The 15,528-nt window shown below is 57.2% G+C and carries 15 protein-coding genes; 13 read left to right on the plus strand and 2 right to left on the minus strand.

Features of this window, described 5'->3' with window-relative positions:
* Positions 1 to 123: 123 nt before the first annotated feature.
* The 9 genes from QU667_RS02735 (at position 124) to QU667_RS02775 (ending at position 9,466) form a co-directional block, all read left to right on the plus strand.
* Positions 124 to 822, plus strand: coding sequence for a DUF2225 domain-containing protein (locus tag QU667_RS02735; protein WP_304987807.1), 699 nt, complete (start codon positions 124 to 126; stop codon positions 820 to 822).
* Positions 822 to 1,553 (plus strand): hypothetical protein, encoded by a 732-nt coding sequence (locus QU667_RS02740; RefSeq protein WP_304987808.1) that lies wholly within the window; start codon positions 822 to 824, stop codon positions 1,551 to 1,553. The genes QU667_RS02735 and QU667_RS02740 overlap by 1 nt, the downstream gene beginning before the upstream one ends.
* 11 nt (positions 1,554 to 1,564) lie before the next feature.
* Positions 1,565 to 3,193, plus strand: coding sequence for a DUF4127 family protein (locus QU667_RS02745; protein ID WP_304988389.1), 1,629 nt, complete (start codon positions 1,565 to 1,567; stop codon positions 3,191 to 3,193).
* A 1-nt stretch (position 3,194) separates the two neighbouring features.
* A complete protein-coding gene (locus QU667_RS02750) occupies positions 3,195 to 3,683 on the plus strand; it encodes a flavodoxin (RefSeq protein ID WP_304987809.1) in 489 nt (162 codons plus the stop codon).
* Between the two features lie 628 nt (positions 3,684 to 4,311).
* Positions 4,312 to 7,113, plus strand: coding sequence for a class I SAM-dependent DNA methyltransferase (locus QU667_RS02755; protein ID WP_304987810.1), 2,802 nt, complete (start codon positions 4,312 to 4,314; stop codon positions 7,111 to 7,113).
* Positions 7,110 to 7,742, plus strand: a complete 633-nt coding sequence (locus QU667_RS02760; protein WP_304987811.1) for a hypothetical protein — start codon at positions 7,110 to 7,112, stop codon at positions 7,740 to 7,742. The genes QU667_RS02755 and QU667_RS02760 overlap by 4 nt, the downstream gene beginning before the upstream one ends.
* A gap of 369 nt (positions 7,743 to 8,111) precedes the next feature.
* The gene (locus QU667_RS02765) at positions 8,112 to 8,762 is read left to right on the plus strand and encodes a class I SAM-dependent methyltransferase (RefSeq protein ID WP_304987812.1); all 651 of its coding nucleotides are present in this window, start codon (positions 8,112 to 8,114) and stop codon (positions 8,760 to 8,762) included.
* 97 nt (positions 8,763 to 8,859) lie between these two features.
* Positions 8,860 to 9,114: a hypothetical protein gene (locus tag QU667_RS02770; RefSeq protein ID WP_304987813.1), complete on the plus strand. Its 255-nt coding sequence runs from the start codon at positions 8,860 to 8,862 to the stop codon at positions 9,112 to 9,114.
* On the plus strand, positions 9,101 to 9,466 hold the full coding sequence (locus QU667_RS02775; RefSeq protein WP_304987814.1) for a type II toxin-antitoxin system VapC family toxin: 366 nt from the start codon (positions 9,101 to 9,103) through the stop codon (positions 9,464 to 9,466). Before QU667_RS02770 ends, QU667_RS02775 begins: the two co-directional genes overlap by 14 nt.
* A gap of 58 nt (positions 9,467 to 9,524) precedes the next feature.
* Here the strand turns inward: QU667_RS02775 and QU667_RS02780 are convergent, their stop codons facing one another.
* Both QU667_RS02780 and QU667_RS02785 read right to left on the minus strand, forming a co-directional pair.
* Positions 9,525 to 10,718 carry an ATP-grasp domain-containing protein gene (locus QU667_RS02780; RefSeq protein WP_304987815.1) on the minus strand — a complete coding sequence of 398 codons (1,194 nt, stop codon included), beginning with the start codon at positions 10,716 to 10,718 and terminating at the stop codon, positions 9,525 to 9,527.
* A gap of 84 nt (positions 10,719 to 10,802) precedes the next feature.
* Entirely contained in the window at positions 10,803 to 11,183 is a 381-nt protein-coding gene (locus QU667_RS02785) for a YbaN family protein (protein ID WP_304987816.1), read from the minus strand.
* A 172-nt stretch (positions 11,184 to 11,355) separates the two neighbouring features.
* Between QU667_RS02785 and ftsE the strand changes: the two genes are divergently transcribed.
* The 4 genes from ftsE (at position 11,356) to QU667_RS02805 (ending at position 15,397) form a co-directional block, all read left to right on the plus strand.
* Positions 11,356 to 12,042 (plus strand): cell division ATP-binding protein FtsE, encoded by a 687-nt coding sequence (gene ftsE, locus QU667_RS02790; protein ID WP_304987817.1) that lies wholly within the window; start codon positions 11,356 to 11,358, stop codon positions 12,040 to 12,042.
* Positions 12,032 to 12,919, plus strand: coding sequence for a permease-like cell division protein FtsX (gene ftsX, locus QU667_RS02795; RefSeq protein WP_304987818.1), 888 nt, complete (start codon positions 12,032 to 12,034; stop codon positions 12,917 to 12,919). Before ftsE ends, ftsX begins: the two co-directional genes overlap by 11 nt.
* Positions 12,920 to 12,921: 2 nt before the next feature.
* On the plus strand, positions 12,922 to 14,040 hold the full coding sequence (locus tag QU667_RS02800) for a murein hydrolase activator EnvC family protein (protein WP_304987819.1): 1,119 nt from the start codon (positions 12,922 to 12,924) through the stop codon (positions 14,038 to 14,040).
* 211 nt (positions 14,041 to 14,251) lie between these two features.
* Positions 14,252 to 15,397 carry a S41 family peptidase gene (locus QU667_RS02805; protein ID WP_304987820.1) on the plus strand — a complete coding sequence of 382 codons (1,146 nt, stop codon included), beginning with the start codon at positions 14,252 to 14,254 and terminating at the stop codon, positions 15,395 to 15,397.
* The last annotated feature ends 131 nt before the right edge of the window (positions 15,398 to 15,528 follow it).

Below are 15,528 nucleotides of genomic sequence, written 5' to 3' on the forward strand. Positions count from 1 at the left end.
TTTTATTATCGTCGCATATGGCGCCGCACTGTGCGTTGACAGATTTTTATGGTGGTGCACGAACTTTCTTTTTTCCTCGGTTTGTGCTATGCTAAGAAGGTCTTTTGGTAGGGAGGAAGTACGATGGCGGAGTATACGTATTCGGTGGAGAAGCCATGTCCGGTCTGTGGGCAAAAGACCCATGCAACGAAGATGAAGGCGCGTCTTATCACGCTGGGGACGGATGAGGATTTTTGTGTCCATTACGAAGGGGTGTGTCCCTATCGCTATCGCGTCTGGCTGTGTGAGCACTGCGGTTTTGCCGCCGATGAGAAGCAGTTCACCGAGGAGCCGCTGAGTCCGCGCGACAAGGCGAAGATACAGGAACTTCTTGAGGGACGTACGATCAACCTCCCCTACCACGAGGAGCGTACGGTGGAGGAGGCGATCCGCGCCTATCGGCTCGGCATCTACTTTGTCGAGCGTCTTGGATGGACGCTGCAAAAGAAGGCGGGCTACTGTATGGGCATGGCTTGGGTCTACCGCGATGCGGGGGAGCATGAGAAAGAAGCGGAGATCCTGCGCCGTGCCGCCGAGCTCTATGAGGAATCGGTGATGACCGAGAAGTACCCGATCCATGGGATGAGCGACAGCATGGCGCTCTATATTGCGGGTGCGGCGTACTATCGCCTGGAGGACTATGAGAAGGCGACACAGATGCTCTCGCAGATCATGAGCGACCAAGAGGTACGCAAGAACGATGTGAAACTCTTTGAGCGTACGCAGAACCTCTGGCTTGAACTGCGTGAGAAGAAGGCGGAAGCGGAGAAGGCGGGCAGCTGATGGTGATAGACATTCCTGCAAATTTCATCGAGCAGGTCAAAAATATTGATTGGAGCGGCATCCGCGGGGCGGTGAAGGACTACGGTCCTGTGCTCACGGTGCTGCGTGATACGTGGGATCGCGAGACGCTGGCGCAGATCGCCGAGGGACATCTCTTTGTGCGCGACGCGATCCTCAATGAGGCAATCGCAAAGAATATCGGGACGGATGGGACACTCCGCAGCGTTGTGCTGCGCTCCCATGCGAACGGACGGCTGGATCTCATCTGCACAACGAATAAAAAATATAAGAAGGTCGAACTTTCCGGCACAATCGAGGAGTTTGTGCACGATGGGGCAAAGTCCTATGCGGTCTACCGTGTGCGGGAGAAGAACATCCCCGATCATGGATTCGTTTCATGGGTGTTCTCGCGTATCTCAATCTCGATGGTCGAGCGGCTGATGGGGCATTTTGATGTGTCCGACCGGCTGCCGGTGGACATCCACGGCAACAAGATCCATGTGGATTTTCATGAGGTGCTCGCCGCCTCCCGGCTCGGTCAGACGGAGTTTCAGGGGCATAAGCTGACGGATCTGATCGAGATTGAGGGAGCGACGGTACAGGAGGGCGGCATCCTGTTCGATACGAAGCTGAATGTGCCCGCCGATGTGCGGGAGGCGCTTCGGACGATGCTGCATGAGAAAAGCCCGTCTGAAGCGCAGACGGGTTCGGCAGAGGGAGGAGAACATTGACAAGGGGATTGATGATTCGTATTCTTTGTTTTGCGGTGCTGACGGTGTTTCTCGTGCCGCAGTGGGCGGACGCGGCAAAGAAGGAGCCGGTCACGGAGAAAATCGTGTTCATCCCGCATGACAGCCGTCCGATCTCAAGCAAGCAGACGGCGGATGTCGTGCAGCGCACGGGCTATGAGGTCGTCGTTCCGCCGACGGAGCTGCTGGGCAGCAGGGACGACTGGGGACATCCCGAGGAACTCTGGACATGGGTGGAGGAAAACCTCGCACAGCCGGGGGTAAAGGCGGCGGTCATCTCCTCGGATGCCATGATCTACGGCAGCCTCGTCGGTTCGCGCAAGCACGCCTATACCCGCAGTCAGGTGCTCACACGCGCACAGCGTTTTGATGGGCTGCAGCGCACCTGCCCCAAAGTACCGCTCTACGTATTCGGTTCGATCATGCGCACGCCGCGCACGGGCGAGGCATCGGGGCACGAGGAGCCCGAGTACTACCGCCGCTACGGTGCGGATATTTTTCGCTACACGGTTCTGCGGGACAAAGAGGAGATCGAGGGGCTCACGCGCCGTGAGCGCAAGGAATACGATTTCCTCGGGCGACTGATTCCGAAGGAGGCGCTGTCCGACTGGATGGGCAGACGGGAGACGAACTATGCAGTCAATGAGTATCTGATCGAACTCATGCGAACGCACAACACGTTCCGCTACCTGACACTCGGACGCGACGACAATGCGCCGTTCTCGCAGACGCATCTGGAGAGCCGTCACCTGACGGAGGCGGGGGCGGATCTCGGCAAGGCGCGGTTTCAGACGATGGCGGGCATCGACGAGATCGCCCTGCTCATGCTCACGCGTGCGGTGAACGAGCAGCGGCACGAGATCCCGTTTGTCTTTGTCCGCTACAACTGGGGGAGCGGGCCTGATACCGTTCCTGCGTATTCGGATGAGAAGATCAGCACGTCGATCTCGGATGCCGTGCTTGCTGCGGGCGGGATGATGGTGCGTGCGCCGGAGAAGGCGGATGTTGTGCTCGCGGTGAATACGAATCCGGATGGGCGCACCTACGAGGCAAATGCGCCGCTCAACGATGGTGCGCAGCGCGAGGGGACGATGTACTTCGCGGACACGGTCGCGGACTATGTGGCGAAGGGATACCCCGTCGCCATCGCCGACATCGCCTTTGCCAACGGTGCGGACAATGCCCTAATGGCGGAGCTGCAGCGGCGCGGACTGCTCTATAAAATTCACGCCTATGCGGGGTGGAACACGCCGACGAACAGCTCGGGCTTTGCCCTCGGCGAGGGGATGCTCGTGCAGCATATGGACGGGGATGCCGTCGATCATCTCCTCACCACACGTTATCTCGACGACTGGGCGTATCAAGCAAATGTGCGCAATATCATCGCACGCCAGCTCACATGGCTGCGCGGGGATGGATTCTATGGCAGCCTCGGCTCGAAGATGGATGCGGTCGCCATGCGCTCCACGCGGATGATGAACCGATTTATCGAGGAAAATCTGCCGCCGATTGCGGAGATTGACACCGTGACCGTGACATTCCCGTGGAATCGGATGTTTGAGTCGGACATCCTGCCCGAGGATCCGGGCTTTGCGGAGGAATATCTAGCGAGGAGGAAATAGCATGTATGGGAAAATACTGATTGCCTACTTTTCCGCATCACCCTCACGGCGGACGGAGCAGATCGCACACAAGATTGCCGATGTGATCCGTGCGGATCTCTATGAGATCGCGCCCGCCGTCCCCTATACGCAGGAGGATCTCAACTGGAATGATGATCAGAGCCGTTCCAGTGTGGAGATGCGCGACCCGCACAGCCGTCCCGCGATTGCGGGCGAGCCGCTTGACCTGACGCAATATCCCGTGATCTTCGTCGGGTTTCCGATCTGGTGGTATGTCGCGCCCCATATTATCAATACGTTCCTTGAAAGCTATGATCTGACGGGCAAGACCGTCGTTCCGTTTGCGACATCGGGCGGCAGCTCCATGGGGCAGACGACCGCCCACCTGCGACCCTCGGCAGAGGGCGCATTGATGAAGGAAGGCCGCCGCTTTGAGATGGGGGAAACACCGATGGCGATCAACTCGTGGATCGCCGCGCTCGGGATCTGAGCGGGCATAAAATGCGCGGCACTGCTTGCTAATTTTTGCATTACGTCGTATAATAGACACAGAAAAGGTGCCATCGTGTAAACGGTCAGCCCACATACAAGTTTTACGAAAAGTTATCCGCTCACCTATAGTTGGCTGCTACGGGGCGGATTACTTTTTTAGAAGCAATACGAGAACGACGAGCAACAAAAGTGTGATATTTGTTTCGTTCATCGCCAACCACCTGCCCTTCCGGGCCTCAGATTGACCGCCTACCGAATTGATAGCACCGTAAATATTATACTTGAAACCCAAAAGAATGTGAAGTATAATAGACACAGAAAAGGTGCTATCGTGTAAACGGTCAGCCCCATTTAGGATATTGGATTTTGGAAACCCGCCTAAACTTGCTGGGACTAGGCGGGTTTTCCTATGCCTTAAATGCAACGACGCAAATCGTCACCATGAACACAAACGCCAAAAAGTCGTATAGTTCCATCGGCTTCGCCCCCTTTCAGGGGCTCAGATTGACCGCCTACCGAATCGATAGCACCTACACAGATTATAACATAAAAGAAAACGCTGTGCTAATCAGCGCGGCGTTTTTTTCGATAAAATACTATAGGAAGAAAACAGAGGAGGTGTCCGTGTGATACAGCGTGCGGCACAGGCTGCGGCGGCGAAGGCGTTCGCGGCGAAGTGGAAGGGGCGCGGCTACGAGAAGGGGGAGAGCCAGAAGTTCTGGATGGAGCTCCTGCACACCGTCTATGGCGTGGCGAATCCTGCCGATCTGCTTGTATTCGAGCAGCAGGTCATGCTCGATCACACGAGCTTTATCGACGTGATGATCCCTGCGACACACGTCATGATCGAGCAGAAGAGCCTCGGCAAGAGCCTCACCGACCCGATCCGCCAGAGTGACGGTACCCTGCTGAAGCCCATCGAGCAGGCGCGTCGCTATGCGGCGGCACTCCCGTACTCCGCACGTCCGCGCTGGATCGTCAGCTCGAACTTCGCGCAGTTCCTCGTCTATGACATGGAAACACCGAATGCAGAGCCGCAGGAGATCCTGCTCAAAAACCTCGAACGCGAGGCATACCGTCTGAACTTCCTCGTGGATGCGGACGATGAACACATTGCAAAGGAGATGGAGGTTTCCATCCAGGCGGGGGAGCTCGTCGGCAGACTGTATGACGCGCTCGCGAAGGAATACCGCGACATGAGTGACCCGCACAGTCAGCAGAGCCTCAATATCCTCTGCGTCCGCCTTGTCTTTGCACTCTATGCCGAGGATGCGGGACTGTTTGGGCGGCACGCCATGTTCCACGACTACCTACGGGACGTACCGCTCCCGTACTTTCGTCAGACACTCATCCAACTCTTTTGTGTGCTCGACACCCCGATCGCAGAGCGCGACCCGTATCTGAATGATGCGCTCGCCGCATTCCCCTACGTCAACGGAGGTCTGTTCGCAGAGAAAAACATCGAGATCCCGCAGTTCACGCAGGAGATCGTCGATATCCTGCTCGATGATGCAAGTGCGGGATTCGACTGGAGCGCGATCAGCCCGACCATCTTCGGCGCGGTCTTTGAATCCACGCTCAACCCTGCAACGCGGCGTGCGGGCGGGATGCACTACACGAGCATCGAGAACATCCACAAGGTCATCGACCCGCTCTTTCTCGATGCCCTGCGCGACGAACTCGCACGGGCAAAGGCACTGAAGACCGAGACGGCACGCAGGAAGGCACTCCTCGACTTTCAGGACAAACTCGCGGCGGGGCGGTATTTCGACCCTGCGGCGGGCAGTGGAAACTTCCTCACCGAGACCTACATCTCACTGCGCCGTCTTGAGAACGAGGTGCTGCGCGAGCTGTACGGCAGGGAGATTGTACTCGGTGCGCTCGACAACCCGATCAAGGTATCCATTGCACAGTTCTACGGCATCGAGATCAATGATTTCGCCGTGACGGTCGCGCGGACGGCACTCTGGATTGCCGAGAGCCAGATGATGAAGGAGACGGAGAGCATCGTCCACATGACGCTCGACTTCCTCCCGCTCCGAACGTACGACCACATCCACGAGGGCAATGCGCTCCGCATGGATTGGCGGGAGGTGCTGCCGCCGAGCGGCAATGTACGCGTGATGGGGAATCCGCCGTTTGTGGGCTATACTTATCAGACGGCGGGACAAAAGGAAGATATGGCGGCGATTTGGCGGGACGACAAGGGGAAGCCCTATCCGTCGATTGGAAAGATCGACTACGTTGCGTGCTGGCACTTCAAGGCGGCGGACTACATGCAGGGGACAACGGTGCGGACGGCGTTCGTCTCGACGAACTCCATCACGCAGGGCGAGCAGGTTGCGCTGATTTGGAAGCCGCTTACGGAGCGTTTTGGCGTGCAGATTGACTTTGCATGGCGGACGTTCACATGGAACAGCGAGTCACTTGACAAGGCTGCGGTGCATTGTGTTATTGTCGGGTTCTCGACCGTCCCGCACCATGAACCGCGCCGTCTCTATGAGAGCAATATACCGACCTTCTGCGGCAATATCAATTTCTATCTGATCAATGCTCCTACTACCTTTGTTGAAAGCAGGGCAAAGCCTCTCTGCGATGTGCCCGCGATTACAACGGGGAACCGCCCCGCAGATGGCGGGCATCTCATCATTGAGGCAGACGACTATGAGCAGTTCCTGCGCGACGAACCAAATGCCGCCCCCTATGTCAAGCGTTTCATGGGCGCGCTGGAGTTCATCAATAACAAGCCTCGTTACTGTCTATGGCTCGTCGGTATGCCGCCGAATGTCCTGCGTTCTATGCCGCGTGTTTTAGCGCGTGTCGAGGCATGTCGTCAGGCGCGTTTAGGCGGCGCCCCCGACCGCCAAAAACTCGCCGATACACCCGCTCTGTTTCGAGAGACGAAGAACCCCGAACATTTTGTCATTGTTCCAGAGGTTTCTTCTGAGCGACGACGCTATGTGCCGATGGGCTTTCAAGATGCGGATGTGATTGCAAGTAATTTGCTGTTCATCATTCCGAATGCGACGCGTTATCATTTTGGTGTACTGACGAGCAACGTCCATATGGCATGGATGCGCGCCGTCTGCGGGCGTATGAAAAGCGACTATCGTTATTCAAAAAGTATCGTCTACAACAACTTCCCGTGGTGCGCCCCCACCGATGAGCAGCGAGCTGCCATCGCGCAGACGGCGCAGGGGATTCTGGATGCGCGGGCGCGTTATCCCGAGAGCAGTCTTGCCGATCTGTACGATGATGTGACGATGCCGCCCGACCTGCGCGAGGCGCACCGCGCAAACGATCGCGCCGTGATGCGGGCGTACGGATTCTCGACGAAGCTCACGGAGTCCGCGTGCGTGGCGGCGCTGATGAAGCGTTACGAACAGCTCATACAGAGCGAAAATCAAGGAGATGTGATAAAACAGTGATTTCATCCAAGATTCGATTCCCTGTCATCTTCGTTGGGATCTTCGTTGCAGCGATTCTCGCGGCACTCTACGTTGCGACGTTCGGACGCATGGAGAAGGCGGATGCGGCAGAGAGCATCAAGCTCTACTGCGATGCGTTTGTGCGGCAGGATGAGGAGGCGCAGAAACGGCTCGTGTCCTACGGCGCACCGACGGAGTCGTTCAATATGCGGGCGGCGTTCACGAATGCACTGCAAACGTCGGGGGCGGTGCTCTCGCCCGAGGAGGCGGGAGAGATCGCCGATGCCTACATGGAGTCGCTGCGTGCGGCGACGGTGGAGACGGCGGTCTCGGAGCAAAACAGGGAGCACGCGATGGTCGAGGTGACGGTGACGCGGTTCAATATGGATGCGGCACGCGAGAAGGCATCCGCGCTCATGCGGCAGCGGATGAAGCTCGGTGCTGCGCCTGACGAGCTGCGCAAGACGGCAGTCGAGGCGACAGCGGAGGCATACCGTGCGCTTGAGCCGGTCGGGACGGTGACGTTCTACGTACCCGTGCGCTACAATGCAGAGACGCGCATCTGGGATCCCGCCGACCCGATGCAGTTCGGCTTTGATCTCTCGAAACAGACGATGGGGGTAGAGTAGTCTATTTCGTCTTTTTCATTTCTATGCTATACTTTCTCTTGCCACGGCTCTCATCAAGCTACTTCGGCAAGGAGGGAGGTAGTAGAGATGTTGTTCACTGAGTTTCTGGTTTCCCTGCTTATTAGCGTTCTTGGGAGTATTTTCGGAGCGTTAATCTTGCAGATGCTGGGGCGGTAGAAACCAGCCGCATGGTGGCACCGGCATGACGCACCTCATCAGTGCGCAAAAAAGCCCCTTCGGGTCATCACTCCCGCCGGGGCTTTTCTGTTGGTAGTAGCATGTCATTCACTGACTTCAAAGGCATTTTAGCATAAGAAGAAAGAATAAGCAAGTGTTTTGCTGTGAAGTATTTGAAATAGGAGGCTCAATATGGCAGAAGCAGATTGGCAGAAACTTGACCGCGCGACGGTGGAGGGGAATCCGCGCCGCCCTGAGGGGGATGCGGGACGTGCGATGCTCGCACGCATGAACGAGAGCCACGCGCGGCTCGTGGACTGGGGGCTTGCGCACCTCGATCTTCGTCCGAATGACACCGTGCTTGACATCGGCTGCGGCGGCGGCAATACGCTCGCACGGATGGCGGAGCGTGTGACGGAGGGGCATCTCACAGGAATCGACTACGCGGAGACCTCAGTGGAGGCATCGCGTGCGTTCAATGCGCCGCTCATCGAGGCGGGGCGCATGGAGATTCGACACGGCTCGGTCGAGGCTCTGCCGTTCGCGGACGCGCATTTCGATGCGGTGGTGACGGTGGAGAGCTTCTACTTCTGGCCGTCGCCTGAGGAAAGTCTGAAGGAAGTCGCGCGTGTGGTGAAAAAGGGCGGTACGTTCCTCCTGCTCGCCGAGATCTACGGGCGGGACGATCTGCCCGAGGGCATCCGCGCGAAGGTTGCGGGCTACGACCTGACGAATCCGACCCCCGAGGAGTTCGAGCGGCTTTTCCGTGCGGCGGGCTTCTCGGAGGTTACCCTTCATTTCAAGGACGGGGAATACTGGATCGCCGTGCGCGGCGTACGGTAAAGGAAATGTCAGTTTACGCAGTCCTTCATTTGTGGTACGATAGGTGTAACATCAGTGTCGCGCCTGAGACAGGATCATTTGACGGGAGGTGTCCGCTATGCTCGCGGTACAGGGCTACTATGACGGAACGTCATTTCAGCCGTTGGAAAAAACAGTGGTACAGCAGAATCAGCGCGTTGTCATAACGATTATGGATGATTTTGTGGAAACTCCGACAATCTCCCAAGCGGAGCGCGTGCAAAAGGTTGAACAGCTCTGCGGTTCTCTGTCAACATACGCCAACCCCGATCGTGCGGCACAGGAGGGGAGCGCATGGGAACGGGCTGCGGTGGAAAAATATGGTGATATTTGATGCCAATATGATCCTTCGCTATCTGTTGGGCGATAACGATGAAATGAAGAATACGGCGAAACGCTATTTAATCGACGGTGATGTTTGGGTAACGCTTGAAGTTGCTGCCGAGGTGGTCTATGTCCTGAAGGGTGTGTATCATCTGGATCGCCAGGAGATTTCCGAGAAGTTGATGCAGTTCTTGGAATTGGTTGAATGTAGGGAGAATATTGTTTTGCGTCAGGCTCTTCACACTTACGCTGTCCAAAATCTTGATTTTGTGGATTGTATCTTGTACGCATACAACAAGGTCAAGGGCGTTGAGATAGCGACGTTTGACAAAAAATTACTGCGCTTGTTGGCTGCGCAATGAATCAAAAAAGTTGTTGTACGAGGTCGTTTGATCTCATACAACAACTTTTTTCATGCCTTTATCCCTGCTGTTCCTGCACGAAGCGGATGAACTCGTCGGTCTCTGTCTGTCCGTTCAGCTTCGCCATATACATATGGTTGCCCATCTTCGGCGACATACGCTCGGGCAGACGCTCACACATGACGATTTTGCCCGCATACCGTGCGAGAATGTCCTCGTGCGTATGCACATAGCGATGGAAGTCACGGCGGCTCGCATACGCGCAGTAACAGTGTTCGCACCGATCGGGGAGAAGGCGGCGGTTCGCCGTCACCATGTCCGCCCAGATGTCGTAGACATCGGTGGAGTGTGCGAAGTTCATCATGTCGGTGGTGTAGCCGCCGGCGGGGCGCATATTGACTTCAAGCCCCACGAAGTCGCCGACTGCGCCGAGCCCTTCCTTTGCCTTGGTCAGGCGGAAAAATTCGAGGTGGACGAAGCGGCTGTGGACATGGAATGCCTTGAGTGTGGCGCGTCCTGCCTTTTTCAGTGCATCGGGGACGCTGTCCGCTGTGTAGTAGGAGAGGTCGAGCTGGTAGAGTACAACGTCCATGATGGACGGCGGCCAGACGGTCATGGACTCGAAGATCGGGTTGGCATCCGCGTCGACGATGGCATCGTAGGAGCAGATGTCGCCCGTGACGAACTCCTCGATGACGTAGGGGATGGCGGGCTTCGAGGCGTAGAAGTGACGCAGTTCATCTGCGTTGTCGATGCGGTAGGTGTCCATCGCGCCGGCTCCGACATCGGGCTTTACAATGACGGGATAGCCGACCTCTGCCACGAATGCCTTGCCGGCGGCGTGCGTCGTTACCTTGCTGAGACGTGCGGTTGGAATACCGATCTTTTGATACACAGTTTTCATCGCTGCCTTGCTCTTGATCTGCTCCATGTCGCCGCTCTGCCAGCCTGTACGGATGTTGAAGTCCGTACGCAGATGTGCGTCGCTCGCGAGCCAATGTTCGTTGTTGGACTCGATCCAGTCGATGCGCCCGTATTTGAAGGTAAAGAATGCGACGGCACGCAGCATTTGATCGTAGTCGTCGAGCGCGGGGACGAAGTAGTATTCGGTCAGGGATTCGCGTACTTCGTGATGTAGATGGTCATAGGGCGTGTCGCCAATGCCGAGAACGTTCACCCCTTTCTTTTTCAGACGGTCACAGAAGTTCCAATAGACGCGCGGGAACTGTGGGGAAACAAAGATAAAGTTCATAATCACACCTCGTTGTCGTTGGATCAACCTTCTTACTTACAATGTAGCGAATCCACTGAATTTTGTCAACAAAATACGGCGTCGTCAGGCGTCTTTTTTGAGGGTTGGCACGCGAAAGACAAAGAAGACGATGTGCAGCACCCACATGAGGGCGATTGCCATGCGTGCGTGCGGGTGCGCAGTCAGGAGGAAGGAGATGCCCATGAGGGTGGTGACGGGGAGCATGATGCGGAGCTTCTGCATGATGGTCATGCCGCGCCGTCCGTTTCGCATGAGCAGCATGGTTTGACGATAGATCTTCGTTGTGCGCAGCCATGCGTCCATGCGGCGCGATCCGCGCGTGAAGCAGTAGGCGGCGAGCAGGACGAAGGGGACGGTCGGCAGGATGGGGAGGAACGCGCCGAGGATGCCCAGTCCGAGACTGATGAGGCCGAGTGTGACGAAGAAAAATTTTTTTAGCAGCATGGTCGTTTTCCTTATAATTGAGATTATTTACCAAAGAGAGGATAGCATGAGCGCGTGAAAATGGCAACGGAGTATTTTGTAGTTTTTTTGATTTGTGATATAATGAAAGGCGGTTTTTAGGAGCTCCCGATTCATGCGGGAGATTCATATGGGAGAGGAATGAGACGACGGTATGATTCGGATGAAAAATGTCTCAAAGATATACGATAATGGTTCGGTGGCGCTCGATCATGTGAGCATTGAGATCGGCAAGGGGGAGTTTATCTTTGTTGTCGGTGTGAGCGGCGCGGGGAAATCGACGTTCATCAAGATGCTCTTTCGTGAGGAGCTGCCGACGGAGGGGGAGCTCTTTGTCAACGGACACGATGTCGTCCATATGGATCCACAGGACGTTCCGTATCTCAGACGCGGGCTCGGTGTGATCTTTCAGGACTATCGTCTGCTCTCGGACAAGACGGTTTATGAGAATGTGGCGTTTGCGATGCGCGTCATTGAGGCGCCGCGTCAGATGATTCAGCGCCGTGTAAACGCCGTACTGGATGTGGTCGGACTGCGCGACAAGTACCGCAATTTCCCCTCGCAGCTCTCGGGCGGCGAGCAGCAGCGTGTAGCAATCGCGCGCGCGATTGTGAACGATCCCGCGATCCTCATTGCCGACGAGCCGACGGGGAATCTGGATCCTGAGACGAGCTGGGATATTATGGACATCTTCAAGCGGATCAATGCGTCCGGGACGACGATCGTCATGGCGACGCATGACAAGGGCATTGTCGATACGATGCAGCGGCGCGTCATCGCCATCGAGGGCGGACACATTGTGCGCGACGAGCAGCGCGGAGGATACGGCTATGAAGATTAGAACCGCAGAATACTATGTGCAGGAGGTCTTTCGCTCGCTGCGCCGCAACAACTGGATGACGTTCGCGGCGGTCGGTACGGTGGCGGTTTCGCTCTTTATCCTCGGCGTGTTCCTGATTCTCGCGCTCAATATGAACCGCGCGGCGTCGCTGCTGGAGTCACAGGTGCAGATCAGTGTCTATATGAAGGATGATCTCACGGTGGATGCCGAGGAGGATGTAGGGACAAAGATTCGCGAACTGCAGGGGATCGAGTCCGTGACCTATGTCAGCCGCGAGGAGGCGCGTGAACGCCTATCGGAGCGTCTGGGGGAGCAGAAATATCTGCTGGACGCGCTCGGCGACAAGAATCCGCTGCCGAATGCCTATGAGGTGACGGTACGGCAGCCGGATATGGTGGAGACGGCGGCGAAGCAGATCGAGCGCATGGACGGCGTGGAGTCCGCGAAGTACGGACAGGATGTGGTGGAACACCTCTTTGACATCACGCGGCTTGTGCGTATCTTCGGCGTGCTGCTCATTCTGCTGCTCGGCAGTGCGACGGTGTTCATCATTGCGAATACGATCCGTCTGACGGTGTTTGCACGGCGGCGTGAGATTGCGATTATGAAGTACGTCGGTGCGACGGATGAGTTCATCCGCTGGCCGTTCGTGTTGGAGGGGATTGTGCTCGGGTGCATCGGCGGTCTGATTTCTGCGATTGTTCTGCGCAGCTTCTATGCGGGCGTGACGAACAAGGTCTATGATACGCTCGCGTTTTTCCCGCTGATCCCACAATATCCGTTCATGAACTATGTGAGTGTGGCGATTATCCTGCTCGGCATGGCGATCGGTGCGGCGGGTGCGTGGGTGTCGCTCAAACGTTTCCTGAAGGTGTGAGTATGAGACAAGGGATGAAACGGATGCTCGCGTCGGTGCTGGCCGTGACGCTCCTCGCAGCAGCGGGGCAGGGGGCGGCGGCGACGCTTGAGGAGGAGCGCGACAGCTACGATGCGCAGGTGGAGGAACTGGGACGGCAGAGTGACGAGCTCGCCGGAAAGATCGACTCGCTCTCGGAGCAGAAGCGCATTCTGGATGAGCAGGCGGAAACGGCAATCGCCGCGCACAGGGCGCGCCGTGCCGAGCTGAACGCGACGCTCGAACGTCTGGAGGAGAACGAGGAAAAGCTTGAGGTCGCCGAGCGGGACTATGCGCGTAAGAGCGAGGCGCTCGGCAGGCGCGTGCGCGATATTTACATCAACGGGCAGATCTCGTATGTGGATGTGCTTTTCGGTGCGAAGGATTTTTCGGATTTCCTCACGCGCATGGATCTCCTGAAGCGCGTCATCAAGCAGGACTACGATCTCGTGCATGAGGTGCTGGCACAGCGCAACGCGATGATCGCGCTCAAGGGGGAGCTTGAGAAGGATCGCGCGGCGCAGGAGCCGCTTGAGAAGAAGGCGCGTGAGGCGCGACTTGCGATGGAGGACAAGGTCGAGGCGCAGCGGGCGCTCATCGAGCAGATGAAGTACGACAAGGAGACGATCGACCGCAAGCAGGACGAATCCCGTGCGGCATCGGAGCGCATCACACAGATGCTCCGACGCAGCGGTCTCAGGAGTCTCCCCGTGCAGGGCTCGGGCGCGATGATCTGGCCGCTCGCGGGGGAGATCACGTCGGATTTCGGTTGGCGCACGCATCCCATTACGGGAGCGCAGCGGTTTCACAGCGGCATCGACATCGGCGGCGACTACGGCGACCCGATCTATGCCGCGCAGGCGGGAACGGTTGAGTATGCGGGCTGGATCTCGGGCTATGGCTATGCTGTGATTATCAACCACGGCGGCGGGATCTCGACGCTCTATGGACACTGTCAGTCGCTCGATGTGAGCACGGGGCAGAGTGTCGCGCAGGGCGAGCTGGTTGCCGAGTGCGGCTCGACGGGCAACTCCACAGGGCCGCACTGTCACTTTGAGGTGCGCGTCAACGGCGAGCCGGTGAATCCGCTCGGGTATTTGTAGGCATCGGTGTATTGCAATGCCCCTTGCGAACGCTTAGTTACGCAAGTGATCGTATGCTTATTCGCCTAAATACCTGCGGATTCCAAACGCGCTTCGCTTGAACGGTGGAAATCCGCAGGGGGTGAAACGCATACTTTACTCACTTGCTCCACTAGGGTTCGCTGCGGGGCATTACGATAACACCAACAGCTACAATTCAATGAAAGAAACTATGAATAGAAAAAAACTAATTTCCATCGTCCTTTTGTCCGCATTCCTCGGGAGTGTGCTGACCGTCTTTGTGGCGGGCGCGTTCCTGCGCTCGATGGGGCTGTATGCGGACGATGCCCTGCGTCTTTTTGGTGTGATGAAGTTCATCCAAGCACGCTATGTGAATGCACCCGATGCGACGGCACTGGTGGACGGCGCGATTGATGGTATGGTCGCCTCGCTGGACGATCCGCACTCCATCTATATGCCGCCCGCGATGTTCAAGGAGCTGCGCCAGCACACGGAGGGCTCGTTCGGCGGCATCGGTGTGACGATGGGCTTCAAGGACAACAACGTCAAGATTATCTCGGTACTTGAGGGCACGCCCGGTGAGGCGGCGGGGCTGCGTGCGGGCGATGAGATTCTCGCTGTGGACGGTACGCCGACGAGCGAACTCCAAAACGAGGAGGTCGCCCTGCGCATCCGTGGCGAGGCGGGCACGCAGGTCGTGCTGCGCATCCTGCGCGACGGTGCGGAGCAGGAGTACACGATCACGCGCGACATCATACAGGTTGCGTCCGTGCGCGGGGTGCTCGTCGAGGGGACGACCATCGGCTACATCCGCATCGGCTCGTTTGCCGAGCATACGGGTGAGGAGTTCGCTGCGGAGATGAACCGCCTCGCAGGCGAGGGCATGACTGCGCTCATCATCGATCTGCGCGAGAATCCGGGCGGGCTCATCACGAGCTGTGCCGCCGTCGCCGAGCAGGTCGTTCCCGAAGGCAGGATCGTTTCTGTGATTGATCGGGACGGGGACGAGGAGGTCTACTACTCCTCGCTCGATGAACGCAAATACCCGATTGTCGTGCTCATCGACGAGAACAGTGCGAGCGCGTCGGAGATTCTCGCGGGAGCACTTCAGGATACGGGCGCGGGTACGATCATCGGTACGACCTCGTATGGCAAGGGCTCGGTGCAGGCGGTTCTGCCGCTTTTCCACGAGGACGGGCTGAAGCTCACGATTGCAAAGTATCTCACGCCAAACGGCAGATCCATTGACGGTACGGGCATCACCCCCGACATCACTGTCGAGCGTTCGCCCTCGGACACAACGGATGTGCAGTTTGAGGCGGCGAAGCAGTATCTCATCGAACATCCGTCGCTTTGAGGAAGCACTGATAAATTCAACACCATCATCTTGACGCATCTTTTTTGCCCGCACTTCGGTGGAAAATCCTCCACATAGCCCTTGCTATGCGTCCGGTTTTCCACCTTGTTCGGACGAAAAAATCTACGCCA

This window comes from Selenomonas dianae (genome assembly GCF_030644225.1).
Taxonomy (GTDB): Bacteria; Bacillota; Negativicutes; order Selenomonadales; family Selenomonadaceae; genus Centipeda; species Centipeda dianae.